This window comes from Bradyrhizobium sp. CCGB20 (assembly GCF_024199855.1).
In the GTDB taxonomy this organism is placed as follows: domain Bacteria; phylum Pseudomonadota; class Alphaproteobacteria; order Rhizobiales; family Xanthobacteraceae; genus Bradyrhizobium.
On sequence record NZ_JANADN010000001.1, the window covers coordinates 8,872,202 to 8,892,770 of the forward strand.

The 20,569-nt window shown below is 65.5% G+C and carries 19 protein-coding genes; 10 read left to right on the forward strand and 9 right to left on the reverse strand.

The features are described 5' to 3' along the window. Positions 1–214: 214 nt before the first annotated feature. Positions 215–850: a LysE family translocator gene (locus NLM15_RS41835; RefSeq protein ID WP_254123825.1), complete on the forward strand. Its 636-nt coding sequence runs from the start codon at positions 215–217 to the stop codon at positions 848–850. A 121-nt stretch (positions 851–971) separates the two neighbouring features. On the opposite strand, the gene NLM15_RS41840 is transcribed toward NLM15_RS41835, so the two are convergent. Further along, complete coding sequence (locus NLM15_RS41840) at positions 972–1,598, reverse strand: glutathione S-transferase family protein (RefSeq protein WP_254123826.1); 627 nt, start codon at positions 1,596–1,598, stop codon at positions 972–974. 185 nt (positions 1,599–1,783) lie between these two features. Between NLM15_RS41840 and pyrE the strand changes: the two genes are divergently transcribed. Next, positions 1,784–2,347 carry an orotate phosphoribosyltransferase gene (pyrE, locus tag NLM15_RS41845; RefSeq protein WP_254123827.1) on the forward strand — a complete coding sequence of 188 codons (564 nt, stop codon included), beginning with the start codon at positions 1,784–1,786 and terminating at the stop codon, positions 2,345–2,347. Positions 2,348–2,554: 207 nt separating this feature from the next. Further along, the gene (locus tag NLM15_RS41850; RefSeq protein WP_254123828.1) at positions 2,555–3,379 is read left to right on the forward strand and encodes a DUF2865 domain-containing protein; all 825 of its coding nucleotides are present in this window, start codon (positions 2,555–2,557) and stop codon (positions 3,377–3,379) included. Positions 3,380–3,507: 128 nt separating this feature from the next. Here NLM15_RS41850 and NLM15_RS41855 read toward each other — a convergent pair whose 3' ends face one another. The 5 genes from NLM15_RS41855 to NLM15_RS41875 form a co-directional block, all read right to left on the reverse strand. Continuing rightward, positions 3,508–3,939, reverse strand: coding sequence for a hypothetical protein (locus NLM15_RS41855; protein ID WP_254123829.1), 432 nt, complete (start codon positions 3,937–3,939; stop codon positions 3,508–3,510). Positions 3,940–4,319: 380 nt separating this feature from the next. Next, on the reverse strand, positions 4,320–4,991 hold the full coding sequence (gene pdeM, locus NLM15_RS41860; RefSeq protein ID WP_254123830.1) for a ligase-associated DNA damage response endonuclease PdeM: 672 nt from the start codon (positions 4,989–4,991) through the stop codon (positions 4,320–4,322). Between the two features lie 53 nt (positions 4,992–5,044). Beyond that, positions 5,045–7,621: a ligase-associated DNA damage response DEXH box helicase gene (locus NLM15_RS41865; protein WP_254123831.1), complete on the reverse strand. Its 2,577-nt coding sequence runs from the start codon at positions 7,619–7,621 to the stop codon at positions 5,045–5,047. A 166-nt stretch (positions 7,622–7,787) separates the two neighbouring features. Beyond that, complete coding sequence (locus NLM15_RS41870; protein ID WP_254123832.1) at positions 7,788–9,017, reverse strand: ABC transporter substrate-binding protein; 1,230 nt, start codon at positions 9,015–9,017, stop codon at positions 7,788–7,790. A 115-nt stretch (positions 9,018–9,132) separates the two neighbouring features. Beyond that, entirely contained in the window at positions 9,133–10,059 is a 927-nt protein-coding gene (locus NLM15_RS41875; protein WP_254123833.1) for a class I SAM-dependent methyltransferase, read from the reverse strand. A 135-nt stretch (positions 10,060–10,194) separates the two neighbouring features. Between NLM15_RS41875 and NLM15_RS41880 the strand changes: the two genes are divergently transcribed. From NLM15_RS41880 to NLM15_RS41900, 5 genes are all read left to right on the forward strand, one after another. Continuing rightward, positions 10,195–11,232: a ligase-associated DNA damage response exonuclease gene (locus NLM15_RS41880; RefSeq protein ID WP_254124712.1), complete on the forward strand. Its 1,038-nt coding sequence runs from the start codon at positions 10,195–10,197 to the stop codon at positions 11,230–11,232. Continuing rightward, on the forward strand, positions 11,229–13,133 hold the full coding sequence (locus NLM15_RS41885) for an ATP-dependent DNA ligase (RefSeq protein ID WP_254123834.1): 1,905 nt from the start codon (positions 11,229–11,231) through the stop codon (positions 13,131–13,133). Before NLM15_RS41880 ends, NLM15_RS41885 begins: the two co-directional genes overlap by 4 nt. 75 nt (positions 13,134–13,208) lie before the next feature. Then, entirely contained in the window at positions 13,209–13,511 is a 303-nt protein-coding gene (locus NLM15_RS41890; protein WP_254123835.1) for a DUF6460 domain-containing protein, read from the forward strand. A gap of 31 nt (positions 13,512–13,542) precedes the next feature. Then, on the forward strand, positions 13,543–14,277 hold the full coding sequence (locus NLM15_RS41895) for an MBL fold metallo-hydrolase (protein ID WP_254123836.1): 735 nt from the start codon (positions 13,543–13,545) through the stop codon (positions 14,275–14,277). Position 14,278: 1 nt separating this feature from the next. Continuing rightward, positions 14,279–15,604 carry an MATE family efflux transporter gene (locus tag NLM15_RS41900; RefSeq protein ID WP_254123837.1) on the forward strand — a complete coding sequence of 442 codons (1,326 nt, stop codon included), beginning with the start codon at positions 14,279–14,281 and terminating at the stop codon, positions 15,602–15,604. Between the two features lie 17 nt (positions 15,605–15,621). Here NLM15_RS41900 and NLM15_RS41905 read toward each other — a convergent pair whose 3' ends face one another. After that, complete coding sequence (locus NLM15_RS41905) at positions 15,622–16,719, reverse strand: quinone-dependent dihydroorotate dehydrogenase (RefSeq protein ID WP_254123838.1); 1,098 nt, start codon at positions 16,717–16,719, stop codon at positions 15,622–15,624. Next, positions 16,716–17,060 (reverse strand): DUF952 domain-containing protein, encoded by a 345-nt coding sequence (locus NLM15_RS41910; protein ID WP_254123839.1) that lies wholly within the window; start codon positions 17,058–17,060, stop codon positions 16,716–16,718. Before NLM15_RS41910 ends, NLM15_RS41905 begins: the two co-directional genes overlap by 4 nt. Before the next feature lie 190 nt (positions 17,061–17,250). Here NLM15_RS41910 and NLM15_RS41915 point away from each other — a divergent pair, with 190 nt between their 5' ends. Both NLM15_RS41915 and NLM15_RS41920 read left to right on the forward strand, forming a co-directional pair. Beyond that, on the forward strand, positions 17,251–17,904 hold the full coding sequence (locus NLM15_RS41915; RefSeq protein ID WP_254123840.1) for a helix-turn-helix transcriptional regulator: 654 nt from the start codon (positions 17,251–17,253) through the stop codon (positions 17,902–17,904). 111 nt (positions 17,905–18,015) lie between these two features. Further along, positions 18,016–18,768, forward strand: a complete 753-nt coding sequence (locus NLM15_RS41920) for a carbonic anhydrase (RefSeq protein WP_254123841.1) — start codon at positions 18,016–18,018, stop codon at positions 18,766–18,768. Positions 18,769–18,822: 54 nt separating this feature from the next. Here the strand turns inward: NLM15_RS41920 and NLM15_RS41925 are convergent, their stop codons facing one another. Continuing rightward, a complete protein-coding gene (locus NLM15_RS41925) occupies positions 18,823–20,466 on the reverse strand; it encodes a lysine--tRNA ligase (RefSeq protein ID WP_254123842.1) in 1,644 nt (547 codons plus the stop codon). Between the last annotated feature and the right edge of the window lie 103 nt (positions 20,467–20,569).

The window sequence follows — 20,569 nt, forward strand, 5'->3', positions numbered from 1 at the left end:
GAACGCCGGGACCCATAACCACAGGATCGAGTTAGGCGAAGGTTGCCCATGACGATCTCGCCTCAAACTTCGCCCTGGGGGTGTGGGTCGCCGCTTTCGCGGGGACGACGTTGGGGTGACATGCGGGAATCGAATTGTCCTCCGTGCAATTGCGCGATGGCCCCGCCGCGCCTCGCATATTAGAACCACTGCATCCTCCCGCACCGGTTCACCCATGCCCCACACCTCCGCCCTGCTCGGCTTCGCCCTCGTCTGCCTTGGTCTCGTGCTCACGCCGGGGCCGAACATGATCTATCTGATCTCGCGCTCGATCACGCAGGGGCCGGCCGCGGGCATCGTCTCGCTCGGCGGTGTGGCGCTCGGCTTCGTGTTCTACATGCTGTGCGCAGCGTTCGGCATCACCGCGCTGTTGCTCGCCATTCCCTTCGCCTATGACGCGCTGCGTTTCGCCGGCGCGGGCTATCTGCTGTGGCTGGCCTGGCAGGCGGTGAAGCCGGGCGGACGCTCGCCGTTCCAGGTGAAGCAGCTTGCGATCGACAGCCCGCGCAAATTGTTCGCGATGGGTTTCGTCACCAATCTGCTCAATCCGAAGATTGCGATGCTGTATCTGGCGCTGCTGCCGCAGTTCATCGATCCCACCGCCGGCAGCGTGCTGGCGCAGTCGGTGGTGCTGGGGGCGATCCAGATCGCGATCAGCGTCAGCGTGAATGCGATGATCGCACTCGCGGCCGGATCGATCGCGCTGTTCCTGACGAGCCGGCCGAGCTGGATGCTGGTGCAGCGCTGGCTGATGGGCACGGTGCTCGCCGGGCTTGCGGTGCGGATGGCGGTGGAAGCGAAGAAGGTGTGAAGCACACTGTCATGCCCCGGCTTGACCGGGGCATCCAGTACGCCGCAGCCTCTCGGCTCAATCACCGCTGCCTCTGGAATACTGGGTCGCCCGGTCAAAGCCGGGCGACGACACCGTCAGATCAATCCAGCTTCGCCTCCATGCCCCGCTTCACGGCCGGGCGCGCCATCAGGGCGTCGTACCAGCGCTTGACGTTGGGAAAATCGGCCAGCTCAACCTTGTGGCGAGGGTGGCGCCAGGCCCAGCCCAGGATGGCAAAATCGGCAACCGAGAGGTCGCCGGCGACGAAGTCGTGGGCCTCCAGCCGGCGGTCCAGCACCCCATAGAGCCGGCGGGTCTCCGCCATGTAGCGCTTGAGGCCATAGGCGCGGTCCTGCTCGTTCTCGAGTGCGATGAAATGATGCACCTGGCCGGGCATCGGGCCGAAGCCGCCCATCTGCCACATCAGCCATTCATAGACGGGGATACGCGCCGAAAGCGATTTCGGCAGGAATTTGCCGGTCTTTTCGCCGAGATAGAGCAGGATCGCGCCGGACTCGAAGATGCTGACCGGCTTGCCGTCCGGGCCCTCGGGGTCGACGATCGCAGGGATCTTGTTGTTGGGGCTGAGCTTCAGGAACCCCGGCGCCATCTGCTCGCCCTTGGTGATGTTCACCGGGACCACCTTGTAGGGCAGCCCCATTTCTTCCAGAGCGACCGAGATCTTGCGGCCGTTCGGCGTGTTCCAGGTGTGCAGCTCGATGGTCATTTACGCGTTTCCTTGCCCAGTTTCCTTGCCGAGATATCTGGCATCCACCTACCCCAGAAGGTTGCACCCCCACAACCGGCGGCCCGGGATGGCCGATCCCTCTTGACGGGAGACGCCCCCTCTGGAATGTCGCGGCCGTCGCGGATAGATTCCGCCACCTCCAAAAATGCTTCCGAGGGACCGCCGTGTCGAAATCTGCCTCTCGCGCCCGCCTGTTCGAAATCATCCGCCGGCGCTCCTTCGGCCGCGGCGAGGTGACGCTCGCGTCGGGCCGCAAGAGCGATTTCTATTTCAACCTGAAGCCGACCATGCTCGACCCGGAGGGCGCGACGCTGCTCGCCGAGCTGACCTATGAGGCGCTGAAGGACGACCAGCTCGATTTCATCGGCGGGCTCGAGATGGGCGCGGTGCCGCTGGCCGGCGCGCTCGCACAGATCTCCTGGATCAAGGGCCATCCGATCGCGGCGTTCTTCGTGCGCAAGAAGCCGAAGGAGCACGGCGCGAAGCTCGCGATCGAAGGCCTGCCCAAGGGCGAGACGCTCGAAGGCAAGCGCGTCGTGATCGTCGAGGATGTCACCACCACCGGCGGCTCGGCGATGAAGGCGGTGGAATCCGTGCGCGAGACCGGCGCCGAGGTCGTGCTGGTGCTGACCATGGTCGACCGCGAGGAAGGCGCCACCGACACGTTCGGCGCCGCGGGCCTGCCGTTCCGCTCGCTGTACAAGGCGTCGGAGTTCCTGAAGGCTTGAGACGGCGAAACATTCCTGGCCGTCATGCCCGGGCGTTGCCCGGAAGCAACCATCCGTCGGAAGTTGTGCCTGGCCTTAAAGAGGTCACCGCCTCGACTTGAAACCGCCGCCGCGCAACTGCTCATTTACCATCCCGCATTATGGTGAATCAGGCGCCGAGACCCCGAAAGGTCCTGGCCGATTCAGTAGCGTTCGGTGGAGTGAGCATTGCGTACAAAGTTGTCCCATGCGCGGCAGCAACGTCGCGCGACGCTTGTAGCCGCCATTCTGGCAGCACCGCTGCTTGCGGCGCCGGCCCCGGTTTCGGCCGAGGGCCTGTTCGACTTCTTCTTCGGCGGCATGCAGCAGCAGCGGCCGCAGCGTGAGGTGCCGCATCAGGCGAACTCCTACGCCGATCCCTTCACCGGCCAGCAAAATGCCGCAACCTCGCCATATGTACCGCCGACACGCGCGGCGGCGGCCGGCGGCTCGGGCCCGGCCTTCTGCGTGCGCAGCTGCGACGGCAAATATTTTCCACTGATGCGCGGCCTCACCTCACCCGCGCAGATGTGTCAGGCCTTCTGTCCCGCCAGCGCGACCAAGGTCTATTTCGGCTCTTCGATCGACGGCGCCGCTTCGCAGACCGGCGAGCGCTACGCCGACAGCGAGAACGCGTTCGCCTATCGCAAGGCGCTGCGCGCCGACTGCACCTGCAACGGCCGCGAGCCGGTCGGCCTTGCCCCGGTCGATCTCGCGCTGGATTCCTCGCTGAAGGCCGGCGACGTGATCGCGACCAGCGACGGCCTCGTCGCCTATACCGGCATCCGCGTCGGCAATGACCAGGCTGCGGACTTCACCCCTGTGGCCTCCTACCCCGGCCTCACCGCGCAGGTCCGTGCGCGCCTCGGCGAAATGAAGGTGGCGCCGGTGCGCGCAGAGACGGTGGCGGCCGATGCGCCGACATCGGCCGAGATCGTGCGCGAGGCGCTGCCCGACGTGACGGTGCCGAAGACACCGGCGCAGAAGCCCGCAAAGCGGGCGGGATTGGATTAGTGATCCTCATGGTGAGGAGCCGCGCTCTTGCGCGGCGTCTCGAACCATGAAGGCCCCCGCTGCTGCAACTAGGTTTTCATCCTTCGAGACGCGCGCAAGCGCGCTCCTCAGGATGAGGGTCGAGAGCGTCACCTCCCGATGATCACCCCGATCACATTCGGCGCGGCCAGATATTTCTCCTCGATCGCCGCACGCGCGGCGGCGCGATTGTCCTGAGTCAGCAGGCCGCGCTTCTCGGCCAGGATCATCCAGCAGAAGCCCCACCAGTCGGTGAGCATCCCGATCTCGCCTATGAGGTCGTAACCCTGCTCGGCTGCGAAGATGCGCGCATGCGCTTCGTCCAGCGTGTCGAGGAACAAATGATCCTCGGCCGAGAACAGATCGTCGCTGACGTCGTCGATGGTGTAGCCCCAGATCGACTGGCAAACCGCATTGAACTCGCGGTCGAACTGGTCGTCATCGACCGCATAGCGGCGCGCCGCCTGATGCAGCCGCGACAGCGAGCGCGCGAAATCGGCGATCCGGGTGAGGGCAAATTGGTCGAAGGCGATGGTGGACATGTAGTCCTCGCAAAGTCTGACAGACGCTAGATATGGTGTCGGCAACGCGCCGAATCACAATGATATATCAAAGACTTGCTAAAGTGTTCTTAATTTGTTCCGGTGCCGGGCGACAATGCTGTGGTGTTGATCCGCATGCGGAAGGAGGAATCAAAAGGGGCCGCCTTGCAGCGACCCCTTGCCGGTTACAATCTTGTTCGGGATGCGAAATGCCAGCCCCGGCGAGTGTCAAATTAGTGGCGGCAATCGACTAAATCGACTCCGGACAAGTACTGAACGTAACACTGTCCTAATTTCCGTTAACCACACGTCCTGATGGGGCCGGCAGTTGAGAATTGAGGCCCGATGGAACCGGTTGGCGCGCCTGCGCGGCACGAATCTCAATAACAGCGAGAGGCCGCGATGGCGTGGACGCGGCGGTCACCAAGCAGATGGGCGACAAAGCCGTTCTTCGGAAAAATCTTTGCGAACGCGGCGTCGCGAATGCTGAGGCCGCCGGCATAGGCGCCGAAGGCGGGCATCACAGCGCGCATCCCGTCACTGGCGAAGCAGCGGCGCTCCATCGAGCGGCCGCGCGCAGAGACGCGCGCCTTCGGATGCAGATGGCCGGCAATCTCGCCGGCTGCACCGGTCGGCTCATGACGGAAAGTGATCGGGCCGATCGCGACTTCGTCGGCGATGGTCCCGCCCAGATCGCGCGGCAGCATCGGATCGTGATTGCCCGAGATCCAGATCCAGTCGCGGCCGGTCTGGAGCACGGCAACGGCATCGCGGTCCTCAGGCGACAACCGCTCATGCGCGGTGCGGTCGTGAAAACTGTCGCCGAGCGCGATGATCACACGAGGGTTGTGGTGCGTGACGACGGCTGCGAGACGGCTGAGCGTTGCGAGCGTATCATAAGGCGGCAGCAGCACGCCGCGCGTCGCGAAGCTGGAACCTTTTTCAAGATGCAGGTCGGAAACGACGAGCAGGCGCTGCTCTTCCCAGAACAGAGCGCCGGAGAGATCGGCTGCGAAGGTCACATCGCTGATGGTGACTCTGGAAACGCGCATGTCCTCGACATCTCCTGAAACCAGCGCGCTTGCCGTCACGTCAAGACCTGCTCTTATCCCATCGCCTCTTTGACCAGCTCGTCGGCGGCTTCCGCCAGGAGCTCGTCTCCAGCTTCGCCATAGACTGACTCGCGGCCGATTTCCAGCATCACGGGCACGGCGAGCGGGGAGACATGGTCGAGTTCCCGATGCGTGATGCGGCCGTGGATGCGGCCGAGCATGTCGCCGAGGCGGCGCAGATCGAGCAGGCCGGTGGCGGCGTCGGCGCGAGCGGCACGCAACAGCACGTGGTCGGCCTGATGCTTGCGCAGGACGTCGTAGACGAGATCGGTCGAGAACAGCACCTGGCGCCGGCTCTTCTCCTCACTGGTGAAGCGGCGCTCGATCAGGCCGGAGATCAGCGCGCAGTTGCGGAAGGTGCGCTTCATCAACGCGGATTCGGCGAGCCAGGCTTCGAGATCGTCCCCGAGCATATCAGGGTTGAACAGTGCATCGAGATCGAGCTGGCCGTTGCGGATCATGAAGGAGGCATCGCCCAGCCCCCAGATCGCCACCGCGTATTCGTTGGCGACGAAGCCGAGCGGCCGGCCACGGGCACGCTCCAGCCGCCGCGTCAGCAGCATGCCGAGCGTCTGGTGCGCGAGCCGGCCTTCAAAGGGATAGCAGATGAGATAATGCTTGTTGCCGCGCGGAAAGGTTTCGACCAGCAGCTCGCGCACGCCGGGCACGCGCGAGACGTCCTTTTGCAGCGACAGCCAGTCGCGCACCTGCTCGGGCAGGCCATTCCATGCGCGGCGGTCGTCGAGCAGACGGCGCACGCGTTCGGCAAGATAGGTCGAGAGCGGAAACTTGCCGCCCATATAGGACGGCACCTTCGGGTCCTTGTCGTTGGCGCGGGAGACGTAGACCTGGTCCTCGGCCAGCGCCTCGTAACGCACCACCTCGCCGCCGAACACAAAGGTGTCGCCGGCGGTCAGGCCCTCGATGAAATATTCCTCGATCTCACCGAGCACGCGGCCACCGCGCGCGATCGCGCCGGTCGATCCGGTGCCGCTGGAACGGCCGCGCACCAGCCGCACCTTCAGCATCGGCTCCTCGACGATGGTGCCGACGTTGAGGCGGTAGCTCTGCCGCACCTTTGGATTGGCGACGCGCCAGCGCCCCTCCTTGTCCTGCTTGATGCGGGCGAAGCGCTCATAGGTTTTCAGCGCGTAGCCGCCGGAGGCGACGAAATCGACGACGTCGTCGAAATCCTGCCGCGAGAGGTTTGCGTAGGGCGCCGCCGACCGCACCTCATCGTAGAGATCATCGCTATAGAACGGCTCGCCGCAGGCGCAGCCGAGCACGTGCTGGGCCAGCACGTCGAGCGCGCCAGTGCGCAAGGGCGGCGTGTCCTGCGCATTCTCGGCGATGGCATCGATGGCGACGCGACACTCCAAGACCTCGAAACGGTTGGCCGGCACGAGCACCGCGCGCGAGGCTTCGTCGAGACGGTGATTGGCGCGGCCGATCCGCTGCATCAGGCGCGAGGAGCCCTTGGGTGCGCCGATATTGACGACGAGATCGACATCGCCCCAGTCGACGCCGAGGTCGAGCGAAGAGGTGCAGACGACGCCGCGCAGCCTGCCCGCTGACATCGCGTCCTCGACCTTGCGGCGCTGGGCGACGTCGAGCGAGCCGTGATGCAGCGCGATCGCGAGGTTGTCGTCGTTCATGCTCCAGAGATTCTGGAACAGCATCTCGGCCTGGCTGCGGGTGTTGACGAAGACGAGCGTGGTCCTGTTCGCTTTGATCAGCTCGTAGATTTCGGGAAGCGCGTGACGCGCGCTGTGGCCGGCCCAGGGCAAACGCTCGCGCGTGTCCAGCATCTCGACCAGCGGCGGCGCCGCGCCGCCGGCGATGACAATGTCGGCCGATTCGGCTTTGTCCTTGGGTTGCGGCACGAGAAAGCGCGCGAGCGATTCCGGTTCGGCCACGGTCGCGGACAGACCGATCGCGCGCAGCTGCGGCGCCAGCCGCCACAGCCGCGAAAGCCCCAGCGAGAGCAGATCGCCGCGCTTGGACGTCACCAGCGCGTGGAGCTCGTCGAGCACGATGCGTCTCAGCGAGGAGAACAGGAACGGCGCGTCGTCGGAGGAAAGCAGCAGCGCGAGCTGCTCAGGCGTCGTCAGCAGGATATCGGGCGGATAGCGCCGCTGCCGCTGGCGCCGCGACACCGGCGTGTCGCCGGTGCGGGTCTCGACCTTGATCGGCAGCCCCATCTCGGCAATGGGACGCTCGAGGTTGCGGGCGATATCCACCGCGAGCGCCTTGAGCGGTGAGATGTAGAGGGTGTGGAGGCCGCCGGCGCGGCGAACATCGCGGCCGGTGGAAAGGAAGCTTTTCTTCGCGGCGGTGTCCCGCTCGATCGCCTGGGTCGACAGCTCCACCAGCGTCGGCAGAAATCCCGCCAGCGTCTTGCCGGCGCCGGTGGGCGCGATCAGCAGCGCCGAGCGGCCCTCGCGCGCCTTCTCCAGCAGCGCCAATTGATGCGCACGCGGCTCCCAGCCGCGGCCCGCGAACCACGCCTGGAAGCGGTCGGGCAGTAGCGCTGGCGTCCGGGCCGGGGATTTGAGGATGCGGGGCGGCACGGCATCACAGGTAAGCCGTGGGGGTGGGTTCGTCGAGGGGTGGGGCTCTCGTAGGGTGGGCAAAGCGAAGCGTGCCCACCATCCGCACCCGGTTGCCCGGGGAGGTGGTGGGCACGGCGCAAGGGCGCCTTTGCCCACCCTACGGCATCTCGATCGAGGAAAGACCCTACTCCGACATCGGCTTGTCGGAGATGTCCCAGTCCTTGCCGGTGAAGGTGGAGATGAAGAGCGTCTTCATCGGCGTGTAGTCCTCGGGCGTGTAGCTGTAGGTGACGCCGTCGAGGAAATAGGGCGAGTGGAAGCCGGCGAGAGTCGAGGCCTGCTTCAGCACGTTGGCACGGGTGAGATCGTCGCCGCAGCGGCGCAGGATCTCGCCCATGGTCACGGCCTGGCCGTAGCCGGCGAAGGCGATGGTGTTGTCGGGGTCGATCGCCGGCGTGTACTTCTTGCGCAGCTCCTCGAACGCCATCACGTCCGGGTCCTTCTCCCATTTGGGCAGGCCGACTTCCTTGTTGTAGCGGATGGCGACGATGCCGGCCGCGTTCTCGAGGCCCGCAGCATTGAGGATCGAGCGGCCGGTCGAGCCGGCCGACAACAGCTGCAGCGGCTTCCAGCCGAGCTCGGCCACCTTGCGGATCGACTGCGACGACGCCTTGCCGGTGGAGATGTTGTAGAAGACGTCCGCGCCCGACTTCGAGAGATTGATGAGCTGGGAATCGACGGTCGGCTCGGTGAGATCGTAGGTCTGCTCCATGATCACCTGCGCCGTGCCGCCGGCATCGGCCAGCACCTTCTTGAACGGACCCAGGAAGTCGCGGCCGAAGTCGTCGTTCTGATAGAGGATTCCGATCTTCGCGTTCGGCTTCACGGCGACGACGTGCCGCGCCAGGATGCGCGCCTCGGTCGGATAGAGCGGCAGGCCCGCCATCGTCCACTTGAACTCTTTCGGATTGTTCCACTTCGACGCGCCGGTGTTGAGCAGCAGCTGCGGCACGCCCTTGGAGTTGAGATATTTGTGCACGGCGGTCTGCGGCGCGGTGCCGAGCGAGCCGTAGAGCGCCAGCACCTCTTCCTGCTCGACCAGGCGCCGCGTTGCCTCGACGCATTTCGGCGCGCTGTAGGCGTCGTCCATGGTGAGGAATTTGATCTTGCGCCCGTTGATGCCGCCCTTCTCGTTCAGCATCTGGAAATAGGCTTCGCCGATGCGGCCCAGTACGCCGTAGAGCGAGCCGGGGCCGGAATGCGGCACGGTCTGCCCGATCTTGATCTCGGTGTCGCTGGCGCCCGCATCATATTTCTTCTCCGCGGCCCAGACATACGGCGCGGGCAATGTGGATGCGGCGATGGTTGCAAGCGCGCCGGCGCTGAAATCGCGCCGTGATGGATTCTTTGTCATTATTTGTTTCTCCCTGATGCGCGCATTGTGCTGGCATCGCCGCACGGCTCGCAAGTGGGAAGTCATTGCTTTGCGACGCAATGACGCTCAAATCGCAGGATGTTAGCGCCTAGACTCAAGTTTTCTCGGCGACGACGACGAGGCCGCGCACCGGCTCGTTGTTCTCGTTGCGCGGCGAGGCCGGCTCCAGTGTGAGGAGCTTGAGACCGACCTTCGCCATCACGTCGCGCACATATTCCACCGAATGGGCATAGCGCAGGCCTTCGCCAAGCACGATGCCGCTGCCGTCATGCGTCTCCAGCGTGAAGGCGAGCACGCCGCCGGATACGAGCACGCGTCTGGCTTCGCCGAGCACCGGTGCGAGATCGGAGAGGTAGACGAACGCATCCGCGGCGACGACGAGGTTCGCGCATCCATCACCCTTGCCGCGCAGGCCTTCGATCATGTCGGCGACCTCGAGCTCGGCATAGAGGTTCGTCGCGCGCGCCTCCTTGATCATGCCGGGCGACAGATCGATGCCGATGAAATGATCGACCTGTCGGGCGAAGGCCGCCGCCGCAAGCCCGGTGCCGCAGCCGAGATCGATGGTGCGTTTGAAGAAGGCCGGCTTCTTTGCGGCGACGCGCGCGGCCAGCACCGCCTTGAAGATCAGGCTGGGGGCGCGATAGCCGAGATCGTTGATCAACGTGTGCTCGAAGCGCGGCGCGTATTGGTCGAACAACGCCTGCACATAGGCTTTTGGCATTTCCGACAACTGCGCATCGCCGAGTCGCATCAGATGCAGGTGGGCGCCGTGCTGGTCATCGGGATCGGAGCGGAGCGCTTCGCGGAACGCCGCGATCGCCTTGTCGCGCTCGCCGAGCTGCTGACGGATTTCGCCAAGCGTGAACCAGGCCGAGGTGAAGTTCGGCGCCAGCTCGATCGCCTGCTCGATGAGGTCGGCGGCGGCGGGCAGATCGCCCTTGAGCTGGAGGTCGCGCGCGAACTCGAAGCGGCGGTCGGCCATGAGATCGCCGGAGGTCAGGAACAGGCGCAGGGGCATTGGGAACCGAGGACTGTCGTTGCCGGGCTTGACCCGGCAATCCATCAAAAAGGGAACTGTTTAAGAGGATGGATGCGCGGGTCAAGCCCGCGCATGACCGGTGAATATCGGAGCACCGGTGCCTATATGACCTCTATGCGCCCCCAAGACATCCTGCTGCCAGCTGCTGCCGGCCTGTGCTGCAAGCCCGGCGGCTTCCATATCGACCCTGTCCGCCCGGTGGAGCGGGCCGTGATCACCCACGGCCATTCCGACCACGCCCGCGCCGGCCACGGCGCGGTGCTGGCGACGCAGGAAACGCTGGACATGATGCGGCTGCGCTATGGCGAGAACTTTGCGGGATCGACGCAAGTCATCCGCTATGGCGAGGAGATCCGGCTCGGCGACGTCAGCGTCAAATTTCATCCGGCCGGTCATGTGTTGGGCTCGGCGCAGATCGCGGTGACCTGCAAAGACACCTGCATCGTCGCCTCCGGCGACTACAAGGATGCGCCCGACCCGACCTGCACGCCGTTCGAGCTCGTGCCCTGCGACGTCTTCATCACTGAAGCCACCTTTGGACTGCCGGTGTTCCGGCATGGCGATGCCGCCGACGAGGTCAGGAAGCTGCTGGCCTCCGTGGCATTGTTCCCCGAGCGCGCGCATCTGGTCGGCGCCTATTCGCTTGGCAAGGCGCAGCGCGTGATCGCGCTGCTGCGCCAGGCCGGCTATGACGCGCCGATCTACCTGCACGGCGCGATGGAGAAGATCACGCACTATTATCAAAGCCGCGGGATCGGGCTCGGCGAGCTGCGGCCGGTACAGGGCATGAAAAAGGCGGCGCTCGCCGGCACCATCACGCTGGCGCCGCCGTCGGCGACGTCCGATCTCTGGACGAGGCGTTTTCCCGATCCCGTCACCGCCTTCGCCTCGGGGTGGATGCGCGTGCGCGCCCGCGCGCGGCAGCGTGGCATCGAGCTGCCACTGGTGATCTCCGACCACGCCGATTGGGACGGCCTCACCGCGACGATCGCCGCGACCGGCGCCGGCGAGATCTGGGTCACCCACGGCCAGGAAGACGCGCTGGTGCATTGGTGCAGGTCGCAAGGCCTACGCGCGCAGCCGCTCGATCTCGTCGGCTATGGCGACGAGGAGGAAAGCGAGACGGCCGTTGCAGACGAGGCCGAGGCATGAACCGCTTCGCCGAACTCCTGGACCGCCTCGCCTACGAGCCCGGCCGCAACAACAAGCTGCGACTGATCACGGGCTATTTCCGCGAGGTCGGCGACCCCGACCGCGGCTACGCACTGGCGGCGCTGACAGGTGCGCTGAGCTTCAAGCATGCCAAGCCCGCGCTGATCCGCGATCTCATCGCGGCGCGGACGGATGAGGTGCTGTTCGGGCTGAGTTACGATTATGTCGGTGACCTCTCGGAAACGGTGGCGCTGATGTGGCCGCGGCGGGTGCCTGGTAACAGCGAGTCTTTTCCGGGCCACCCCTCTCTCCCGCCCTCCCCCGCAAGGGGGGAGGGAGCGCAGCTGCGCGCGCGGCGGCAGACGGGCTCGACGACTGAGAATGATTTGGCGAGTGATGGACGCGCCAGCCTCCCCGTCCCCTCCCCCCTTGCGGGGGAGGGTCAGGGAGAGGGGTACCACGGGCGAGATGCCGGCGATGCGCTCCACCCCAGCAACCACAACAGCCCACCGCCGCCAACCCTCACCGAGGTCGTCACCACACTCCGCACGCTCGGCAAGACCGAGCTGCCAAAGCAGCTCGAACGCTGGCTCGACGAATTGGATGAGACCGGCCGCTGGGCGCTGCTGAAGCTCGTCACCGGTGCGCTCCGCATCGGTATCTCCGCGCGCCTCGCCAAGACCGCGGCCGCCGCGCTTGGCGACAAGGACCCGCACGAGGTCGAGCTGATCTGGCCGGGGCTCGCGCCGCCCTATCTCGATTTGTTCGCCTGGCTGGAAGGCCGCGGCGAGAAACCGGTCAATCGCGATCCGGCGCCGTTCCGCCCGGTGATGCTGGCCCATGCGATCGAGGACAACGATTTCCAAAACCTCGATCCCGCCGACTACATCGCCGAATGGAAGTGGGACGGCATCCGCGTCCAGGCGGTGGCCGGACGCGACGAGCGCGGCCACATCACGGCGCGGCTCTATTCGCGCACCGGCGAGGACATCACGGGGAGCTTTCCGGATCTCGTGCCGTCGCTGCGGCTGCCAGGCGCGATCGACGGCGAGCTTCTGATCCTGCGCGAGGGACGCGTACAGAGCTTCAACGTCCTGCAGCAGCGGCTCAACCGCAAGGTCGTCTCGCCGAAGCTGATCAAGGAGTTTCCGATTCACCTCCGCGCCTACGATCTGCTTGGCGACGACGAGAACGATCTGCGCGAGCTGCCGTTCGCGGAGCGGCGGGGGCGGCTGGAGACGTTCATCGGAAAGCTCGGCGATTCCCGCATCGACCTGTCGCCCACCGTCCCCTTCGCAAGCTGGGAGGCGCTGACCGCGGCGCGTGCCGATCCTTCGAGTGCCGGCGCGGGCGAAGATGCCGATGCCGTCGAAGGCGTCATGCTGAAGCGGCGCGATGCGCCTTATCTCCCCGGACGGCCGAAGGGCCAGTGGTGGAAGTGGAAGCGCGATCCGCACATCATCGACGCCGTGCTGATGTATGCGCAGCGCGGCCATGGCAAACGCTCGTCCTATTACTCCGACTACACCTTTGGCGTCTGGACCGAGGGGGAGAGCGGCGACGAGCTGGTGCCGGTCGGAAAAGCCTATTTCGGCTTCACCGACGAGGAGCTCTTGCAGATCGACCGTTTCGTCCGCCGCAACACCACCGAAAAATTCGGGCCCGTGCGGCATGTCGTGCACGAGGGCGACAAGGGGCTGGTGCTGGAGGTGGCGTTCGAGGGCCTGCAGCGCTCGCCGAGGCACAAATCCGGCGTCGCCATGCGCTTTCCCCGCATCAGCCGCCTGCGCTGGGACAAGCCGCCAAGGGAGGCCGACCGGCTGGAAACGCTGGAAAAGATGCTGAAAGCGGACGAATCCCTACCAACAATTAAGGTTGCGGCTTCCGCCGACAGCCATTGACGCTCCGTTGCGGGTTCCCCATGTGCCCCGCCGTGACCTATAATCGGGGCGAATCCCCGCGAGGAGTTTTTCGAGATGGCCCACGACGTCAGAGATTTGCCGGCCGGCCGCAGCGACGGGCTGAACCGCTTTCTCGGCGGCTCGCCGCTGGCGGTCGCGTTTCGCCTGGTCCTGCTCTCGATCCTGGTCGGCGTCGTGCTGGCGGCGATCGGTTTCGATCCCTGGAATATCATCTACAGCATTCGCCTGCTGTTCCAGCGGCTGTGGGATCTCGGCTTCGATGCCGTCAACTGGCTGTGGCGCTACTTCCTGCTCGGCGCCGTCATCGTGATCCCGATCTGGCTGCTCTCGCGCGTGTTCGGCGCGCCGCGCCGCTAGCTCCGGGTCATACTCAGGGAGCCCGCAGCCGATGCAAATACGCTTTGTCGGCTGCGGCGACGCCTTCGGCTCGGGCGGCAGGCTCAACACCTGCTTCCACGTCTCGGGGCGCGCGGCGAATTTCCTGATCGATTGCGGCGCGTCGGCGCTGCCGGCGTTGAAGCGGCTCGAGATCGACCGCGACGAGATCGACCTGATCCTGATCACGCATTTCCACGGCGACCATTTTGCCGGTCTGCCGTTTGTCCTGCTCGATGCGCAATTTTCCCGGCGGACCCGGCCGCTCACCATCGCGGGCCCACAAGGCCTCGAGACGCGGCTGACGCAGGTGATGGAAGCGCTGTTCGAGCACTCCTCCAGGACCAAGCAACGCTTCGAACTGTCCGTCATCGAGCTCGCGCCCGGGCAAAGCCGATCCTTCGGCGCGGTGACCGTGATGCCTTATGCGGTCGTGCACGGCGAATCCGGCGGGCCGTTTCTGGCCTACCGCGTCGAGGCCGAAGGCCGCGCGCTCGCCTACAGCGCCGACACCGAATGGACGGAGACGCTCATTCCACTGGCGCATGGCGCGGACCTTTTCATTGCGGAAGCCTATATGTACGAGAAGGTGGTCAAGAACCACCTCAGCCTGAAGACCTTGGAACAGCACCTCCCCGCCATCGGCGCAAAACGCCTCGTCCTCACCCATATGAGCGACGACATGCTGTCGCGACTGGAAGACGTGCCGCATCTCGCCGCCGAAGACGGCATGGTGCTCGTGTTCTGACATGCACGCACCCGTCCCCCTCAAGATCGGCTCCCGTCAGGTGTTCGCCATCGCCGGCCCCGCGATGGTCGCGAACCTCACCACGCCGCTGATCGGCGTGGTCTCGACCACCGCGATTGGACGGCTCGACGATGCCGCGCTGCTCGGCGGCGTCGCGATGGCCTCCGTGATCTTCGACTGCCTGTTCTGGCTGTTCGGCTTCCTGCGCATGAGCACGCTCGCCTTCACCGCACAGGCGCTGGGCGCCGGCGAGACGCACGAGCAGACCGTGATTTTGGTGCGGGGCTTCATCGTCGCGGGCCTGATCGGCGCGGCGCTGATTGCGCTGCAATTACCGCTGGCCACCGTGCTGTTCGACCTGATGGGCGGCAGCGAGGGCGTGACGCGCGCCGCGAAGACCTATTTCATGGTCCGGATCTGGTCGTCGCCGTTCGCGCTCGCCAACTACGTCATCCTCGGCTGGCTGATCGGAAAGGCCCGCGCCAATCCGGCGCTGCTGCTCCAAATCGTCATCAACCTCGTCAACATGGTGGCGACGATCCTGCTGGTGCTGGTCTACGACGCCGGCATCGCGGGTGCGGCGATTGCCGCGCTGCTGTCGGAGGCGGTCGGGTTCGCGCTCGGCGTGAGCGTCTGCCGCCATTATGCCGACGGCGGCTTCGCCGTGCCGTACGCAGCCCTGTTCGACCGGGCCAAGCTGATGCGGCTGCTGGCGGTGAACTCCGACATCCTAATCCGCACCGCGGCCCTGATCGCGGTGTTCCTGTTCTTCACCGCCAAGGGCGCGCGGGCCGGCGACGTCACGCTGGCGGCGAATTCCGTGCTCAACAATTTCCTTTTGGTCAGCGCCTTCTTCCTTGACGGCCTCGCCAACGCAGCCCAGCAGCTCTGCGGCCGCACGCTTGGCGCACGCGACGCCAGGGGCTTTTCGGACTCGACCCGGCTGGTGCTGCTATGGGGGCTCGGCTTCGCAATCGTCGTCGCCGTGCTGTTCGCGCTGTTCGGACCGGCCCTGATCGACTTCATGACGGCCAGCGAAGCCGTTCGGCGCAGCGCGCGCGAATTCCTGCCGTTCGTCGTGCTGGCGCCCATTCCCGGCGTGTTCGCCTTCGGCTTCGACGGCATCTATATCGGCGCCACCTGGGCGCGCGAGATGCGCAACCTGATGCTGTTATCGCTCGCGATTTTCTTCGCCGCCTGGTGGGCGCTGCAATCATTCGGCAACGCCGGACTGTGGGGCGCGCTGATCGCCTCCTACGTCTCGCGCGGCGGCCTGCAGGCTGCACGCTATCCGGCGCAGTTCAGGGCGACGTTCCCGAAATCGTAGAAGAGCCGTAGCGGCGGCTACATCCCCGGCCAGTCCTCCGCCGTGAGCGTCGCCGCATCGGCGCCGACGATCTCGGACAGCGAATCCCGGCCCGTGCGAAGCAGCGTCGAGGTGAGGTCGCGCTTGATCTCGTCGACGAGGCCGAGCCCCTTGTAGACCAGCGACGAATAGAGCTGGATCAGGCTCGCGCCGGCGCGGATCTTCGTCAGCGCGGCCCCGCCGGAGTCCACGCCGCCGACGCCGATCAAGGGGAACGCGCCCTCGACGCGCACATAGGTCTCCGCGACCATGCGCGTCGACAACCGGAACAGCGGCCGGCCGGACAGGCCACCCTGCTCCTTGGCGCGCATCTCCTCGCGCAGCGTGCTCGGCCGCGCGATCGTCGTGTTCGACACGATCATGCCGTCGACCCGGCGCGACCGCGCCACCTGCACGACGTCGTCGAGCTGGGCGAGGCTGAGGTCCGGCGCGATCTTGAGCAGCACCGGCGTGTCGCCGGCTTTCTGGCGTACCCGCTCGCGCGCGTCGATCACACGTGCGAGGAGATCGTCGAGCAGCGCGCCTTCCTGCAGATTGCGCAGGCCCGGCGTGTTCGGCGAGGAGACGTTGACCGTGAAATAGCTTGCGACCGGCGCGAAGGTCTCGATCAGCTTGACGTAATCGCCAACGCGATCCGGCGAATCCTTGTTGGCGCCGACATTGACGCCGACGATACCGCCGTGCTGCGCGCGCGCCGCGAGCCGGCGCAGTGCGACCTCGGCACCGTCATTGTTGAAGCCCATGCGGTTGATCACGGCTTCGTCGCGCTCGAGGCGAAACAGCCGCGGCCGCGGATTGCCGGCTTGCGGCTTCGGCGTGACCGAACCGATCTCGACGAAACCGAAGCCGAGTCGCAGCAGCGCATCCGGCACTTCCGCGCTCTTGTCGAAGCCCGCAGCCATGCCGATCGGATTGGGGAAGTTGAGCCCGAAGGCGCGCACCGCGAGCTTGGGATCGTCAGGCCGCGGCTTGACCGGCGGCAGGAAGCGCAGGCCCTGGATCGCGAGGCGATGGGCGTCCTCCGGATCGAGCCAGCGCAGCACCGGCAGCGAAAATGCATCGAAGGCGCGGATCACGGGATAAGCTCCGGAACGTCGTGGCCGCCATCGGAGCGCATGTTGAGATTCATCACCGACAGCACCGCGCCGAGATCGAGCTCGCCATAGAGATGCGGAAACAGCTCGTCATTGCGCGAGCGCTCCCAGCGCAATTCGCTGCCGAGCGCGTCGCCGTCGACCTCGACCAGGAACAGCGCGCGCTGCCCGAAATAATGCTTGCGCAAGGTCTCGGGAACCTGGGGCGCGGTCGAGAAATGGATGAAACCGTCGCGCGAATCGTCCGCGCTGCCCCGGTAGACCCCCTCCCGTTCCGCCTCGCGCCAGGCCGAGGCCGGACAGATTTTGTAGATCTTGACCACCGCTTACGCAGCCCTGTTTGCTCTTTGAGTCTTTTGGGTTTTTTCGTCTCGTGCGGGTTCCTGAAACCCGGCGCGACCGTAAAGGCGGCCCCTCCCGAACTCAAGAGTTAGCCGCCACCCCTTGCGCGAAAAACGGAAAACCGGTTGATTTGAGGACAGTTTTCCTGAGTTGCGACGGGCTGGACCTCCCATGGTCAGACAGGCCAAAGCGCAGAGGATACTGACTCACGACCAGATCTGGGTCGCGCTGGATCGGCTGGCGGCGCGCGCCGGCCTGTCGCCGTCCGGTCTCGCCAAGCGCGCCGGGCTCGATCCCACCACCTTCAACAAGTCCAAGCGCGTCACCCCCGACGGGCGCGAGCGCTGGCCATCCACCGAATCGATCGCGAAAGCGCTGGCGGCGGCCGGATCCTCGATGGACATCTTTGCGGAGCTGATCGGCGACGACGCCGGCAATGGCCGTTCGGTGCCGCTGCTCGGCCTTGCACTGGCCGGCGCGAGCGGCGCCTTCGACGAATCCGGCTTTCCATCCGGCAAGGGCTGGACCGAGCTTGCGCTGCCCACCGCCGAGGACAGTCGCACTTTTGCGCTGGAGATTTCCGGCGATGCGCTCGCCCCCGCCTATCGCGACGGCGACATCATCCTGATCTCACCCGGCGCGCCGATCCGCAAAGGCGATCGCGTGGTGGTGAAGACCAAGGCGGGAGGGCTGACGGTCGCGACGCTGAAGCGCCGCACGGCAAAGGCACTGGAATTGCAGCCGCTCGATGCGTCGCTGGCCGAGCACACGATGGCGCCGGGCGATGTCGGCTGGATCGCGCGAATCGTGTGGGCGAGCCAGTGATTGCGTCGTGACCGGACCATGACACCGGCCGCTCTGCGTCTCGCCCCGGCGATCTTGCGACTCACCGTCCCTCTCGCATAGGTTGCGGCCGATTTTTCGCAGGGGGATAAGATGAATCGCCGTCACGCATTGAAGGCCCTGGCGGGCCTCGCACTTTGTCCGCTGTGCAAGCCCGCCTTTGCCGCCGAAGGCACGCATTGGAGCTACGAGGGCGCCGGCGGCCCGGCCAAATGGGGCGATCTCGACGCCGCCAACAAGGCCTGCGCGGTCGGCCTGCAGCAATCGCCGATCGACATCGAGGCGACGATCAAGTCGCAACTGCCGGTTCTGAAGCTGAACTGGGGCAAGAGCGCCGACACCATCGTCAACAACGGGCACACGATCCAGCTCAACTTCGCCGAAGGCAGCACGCTCATGCTCGGCGACGTCAAGTACAAGCTGCTCCAGGTGCACTTCCACCGGCCGAGCGAGCACATGATCGGCGGCAAGAACTTTCCGATGGAAGCGCACTTCGTGCATCGCAACGATGCCGGCGGGCTCGCCGTGGTCGGCGTGCTGATGGCGGAAGGCAAGCCGAATGCGGCCTTCGGCAAGATCGTCAAGACCATGCCAGCGGCGGAAGGCCCCGCGGTGAAGGCCGATGCGGGCATCGATCCCCACACCATGCTGCCGCACAGGCTGAGCTACTTCCGCTATTCCGGCTCGCTGACCACGCCGCCCTGCTCGGAGGTGGTCGAATGGCTGCTGCTGACCGACCCGATCCAGGTGTCGGCCACCGACGTCGGCGCGTTCGCAAAGCTCTATCCGATGAACGCCCGCCCGGTGCAGAAAGACAACCGGCGCTTCGTGCTGCGCTCGATCTGAGCCGGGCGCGAAATCGTAGCCCGGATGAGCCAAGCGCAATCCGGGCTACAAGTGCTACGCGCTCCTGGCCAGCGCGCCGTCGATCATGTTGACCGCGTTCTGCACTCCGTACACCGCGACGAAGGAGCCGAAGCGCGGTCCCTTCTCCTGGCCGAGCAGCACCTGGTAGAGCATGTTGAACCAGTCGAGCGTGACGCCGGGACGGCCGTCCTTACCCTTCTTGACCTGGTCGAGGAACGGCTCGCGGCGGCCGATCTCGTAGACGACGTTCTGGATGTCTTCAGCCGACGCATCTTGCGGCAGCTGCGACAGCGCTTCGCGCAGATCCTGGAGCGCGGCGCGCTCGGTGTCGGTGGGCACGCGGAACTGCTTCGTCGGCGCGACGAAGTCGCGGTAGTAGTTGATGGCATAGCCGACCATGGCGTCGAGCTTCGGATGCGTCTGCGGGCTCACGCCCGGACGATAGCGGCCGATGAAGCCCCACAGCGTCTCGGCGTTCTCCGCATTGGACGACGACACCAGCGTCAGCAGGAGCTGGAACGTGACGGGCATGTCGCCTTGCGGCGGCTTGCCGTTGTGGATGTGCCAGACCGGATTGCCGAGTTGCTGCTTGCCGTCCTGCCTGGCAAAGCCGTCGATGAATTGCTGGTAGTCGTCGACGTTGCGCGGGATGACGTCGAAATACAGCCGCTTCGCCGCCTTCGGCTCGCGGTACATGAACAGCGACAGCGATTCCGGCGAGGCGTAGCGCAGCCATTCGTCGATGGTGAGGCCATTGCCCTTCGACTTCGAGATCTTCTGGCCCTTGTCGTCGAGGAAGAGTTCGTAGTTGAAACCTTCGGGCGGCGTTGCGCCGAGCGCCCTGGCGATAGCACCGGAGAGCTTCACTGAATCGATCAGATCCTTGCCGGCCATCTCGTAGTCGACGCCGAGCGCGACCCAGCGCATCGCCCAGTCGGCCTTCCATTGGCACTTGACGTTGCCGCCGGTGACGGGCGTTTCGACTTCCTGATTGGTGTCGGGATCGACATAGGTCACCGTGCCGGCCGCGACGTCGCGGCGGATCATCGGCACCTGAAGCACGACACCGGTGGTCTTGCTGATCGGCAGGAACGGCGAATAGGTCGCGCGGCGATCGGGCCCGAGCGTCGGCAGGATAATCGCCATGATCTTGTCGTAGGCGGCGAGCATCTTGAGCAGCGTCGCGTCGAAGCGGCCCGACGTATAATAGTCGGTCGAGCTCGCGAACTCGTAGTCGAAGCCGAAATGATCCAGAAACGCGCGCAAGCGCGCGTTATTATGCGCGCCGAACGACGGGTATTCATTGGAGAACGGATCCGGCACCCGCGTCAGTGGCTTGCCGAGATGCGCGGCCAGCATCTCCTTGTTGGGGACATTGTCGGGCACTTTCCGAAACCCGTCCATGTCGTCGGAGAACGCCAAGAGCCGCGTCTTGATCTTGTCCTCGGTGAGCACCCGAAAGGCATGCCGCACCATCGAGGTGCGCGCGACCTCGCCGAACGTGCCGATATGCGGCAGGCCGGACGGACCGTAGCCGGTCTCGAAAAGCACCTCGTCCTTCGGGCTTTTCTTCAGCCGCGCGACAATGGCCTTCGCCTGCTCGAACGGCCAGGCGTTGGATTGTTCGGCGAGCGCACGCAGGTCGCTCGGGTTCGCGGCAAGATCGATAACGGACATCTAAGAGGCCTCCGGGCCGCGGAAAATAGCGATTTCCCGGCAGAATGCAAAAATGGTCTTGGTCGTCATTCCGGGGCGATGCGCCAGCATCGAACCCGGAATC

Coding starts and splice junctions, on each gene's coding strand:
- NLM15_RS41835 (WP_254123825.1), top strand. CDS start 215: ATGCCCCACACCTCCGCCCTGCTCGGCTTCGCCCTCGTCTGCCTTGGT.
- NLM15_RS41840 (WP_254123826.1), bottom strand. CDS start 1,598: ATGACCATCGAGCTGCACACCTGGAACACGCCGAACGGCCGCAAGATC.
- NLM15_RS41855 (WP_254123829.1), bottom strand. CDS start 3,939: ATGTCCACCATCGCCTTCGACCAATTTGCCCTCACCCGGATCGCCGAT.
- pdeM (WP_254123830.1), bottom strand. CDS start 4,991: ATGCGCGTTTCCAGAGTCACCATCAGCGATGTGACCTTCGCAGCCGAT.
- NLM15_RS41870 (WP_254123832.1), bottom strand. CDS start 9,017: ATGACAAAGAATCCATCACGGCGCGATTTCAGCGCCGGCGCGCTTGCA.
- NLM15_RS41875 (WP_254123833.1), bottom strand. CDS start 10,059: ATGCCCCTGCGCCTGTTCCTGACCTCCGGCGATCTCATGGCCGACCGC.
- NLM15_RS41880 (WP_254124712.1), top strand. CDS start 10,195: ATGCGCCCCCAAGACATCCTGCTGCCAGCTGCTGCCGGCCTGTGCTGC.
- NLM15_RS41885 (WP_254123834.1), top strand. CDS start 11,229: ATGAACCGCTTCGCCGAACTCCTGGACCGCCTCGCCTACGAGCCCGGC.
- NLM15_RS41890 (WP_254123835.1), top strand. CDS start 13,209: ATGGCCCACGACGTCAGAGATTTGCCGGCCGGCCGCAGCGACGGGCTG.
- NLM15_RS41895 (WP_254123836.1), top strand. CDS start 13,543: ATGCAAATACGCTTTGTCGGCTGCGGCGACGCCTTCGGCTCGGGCGGC.
- NLM15_RS41900 (WP_254123837.1), top strand. CDS start 14,279: ATGCACGCACCCGTCCCCCTCAAGATCGGCTCCCGTCAGGTGTTCGCC.
- NLM15_RS41915 (WP_254123840.1), top strand. CDS start 17,251: ATGGTCAGACAGGCCAAAGCGCAGAGGATACTGACTCACGACCAGATC.
- NLM15_RS41920 (WP_254123841.1), top strand. CDS start 18,016: ATGAATCGCCGTCACGCATTGAAGGCCCTGGCGGGCCTCGCACTTTGT.
- NLM15_RS41925 (WP_254123842.1), bottom strand. CDS start 20,466: ATGTCCGTTATCGATCTTGCCGCGAACCCGAGCGACCTGCGTGCGCTC.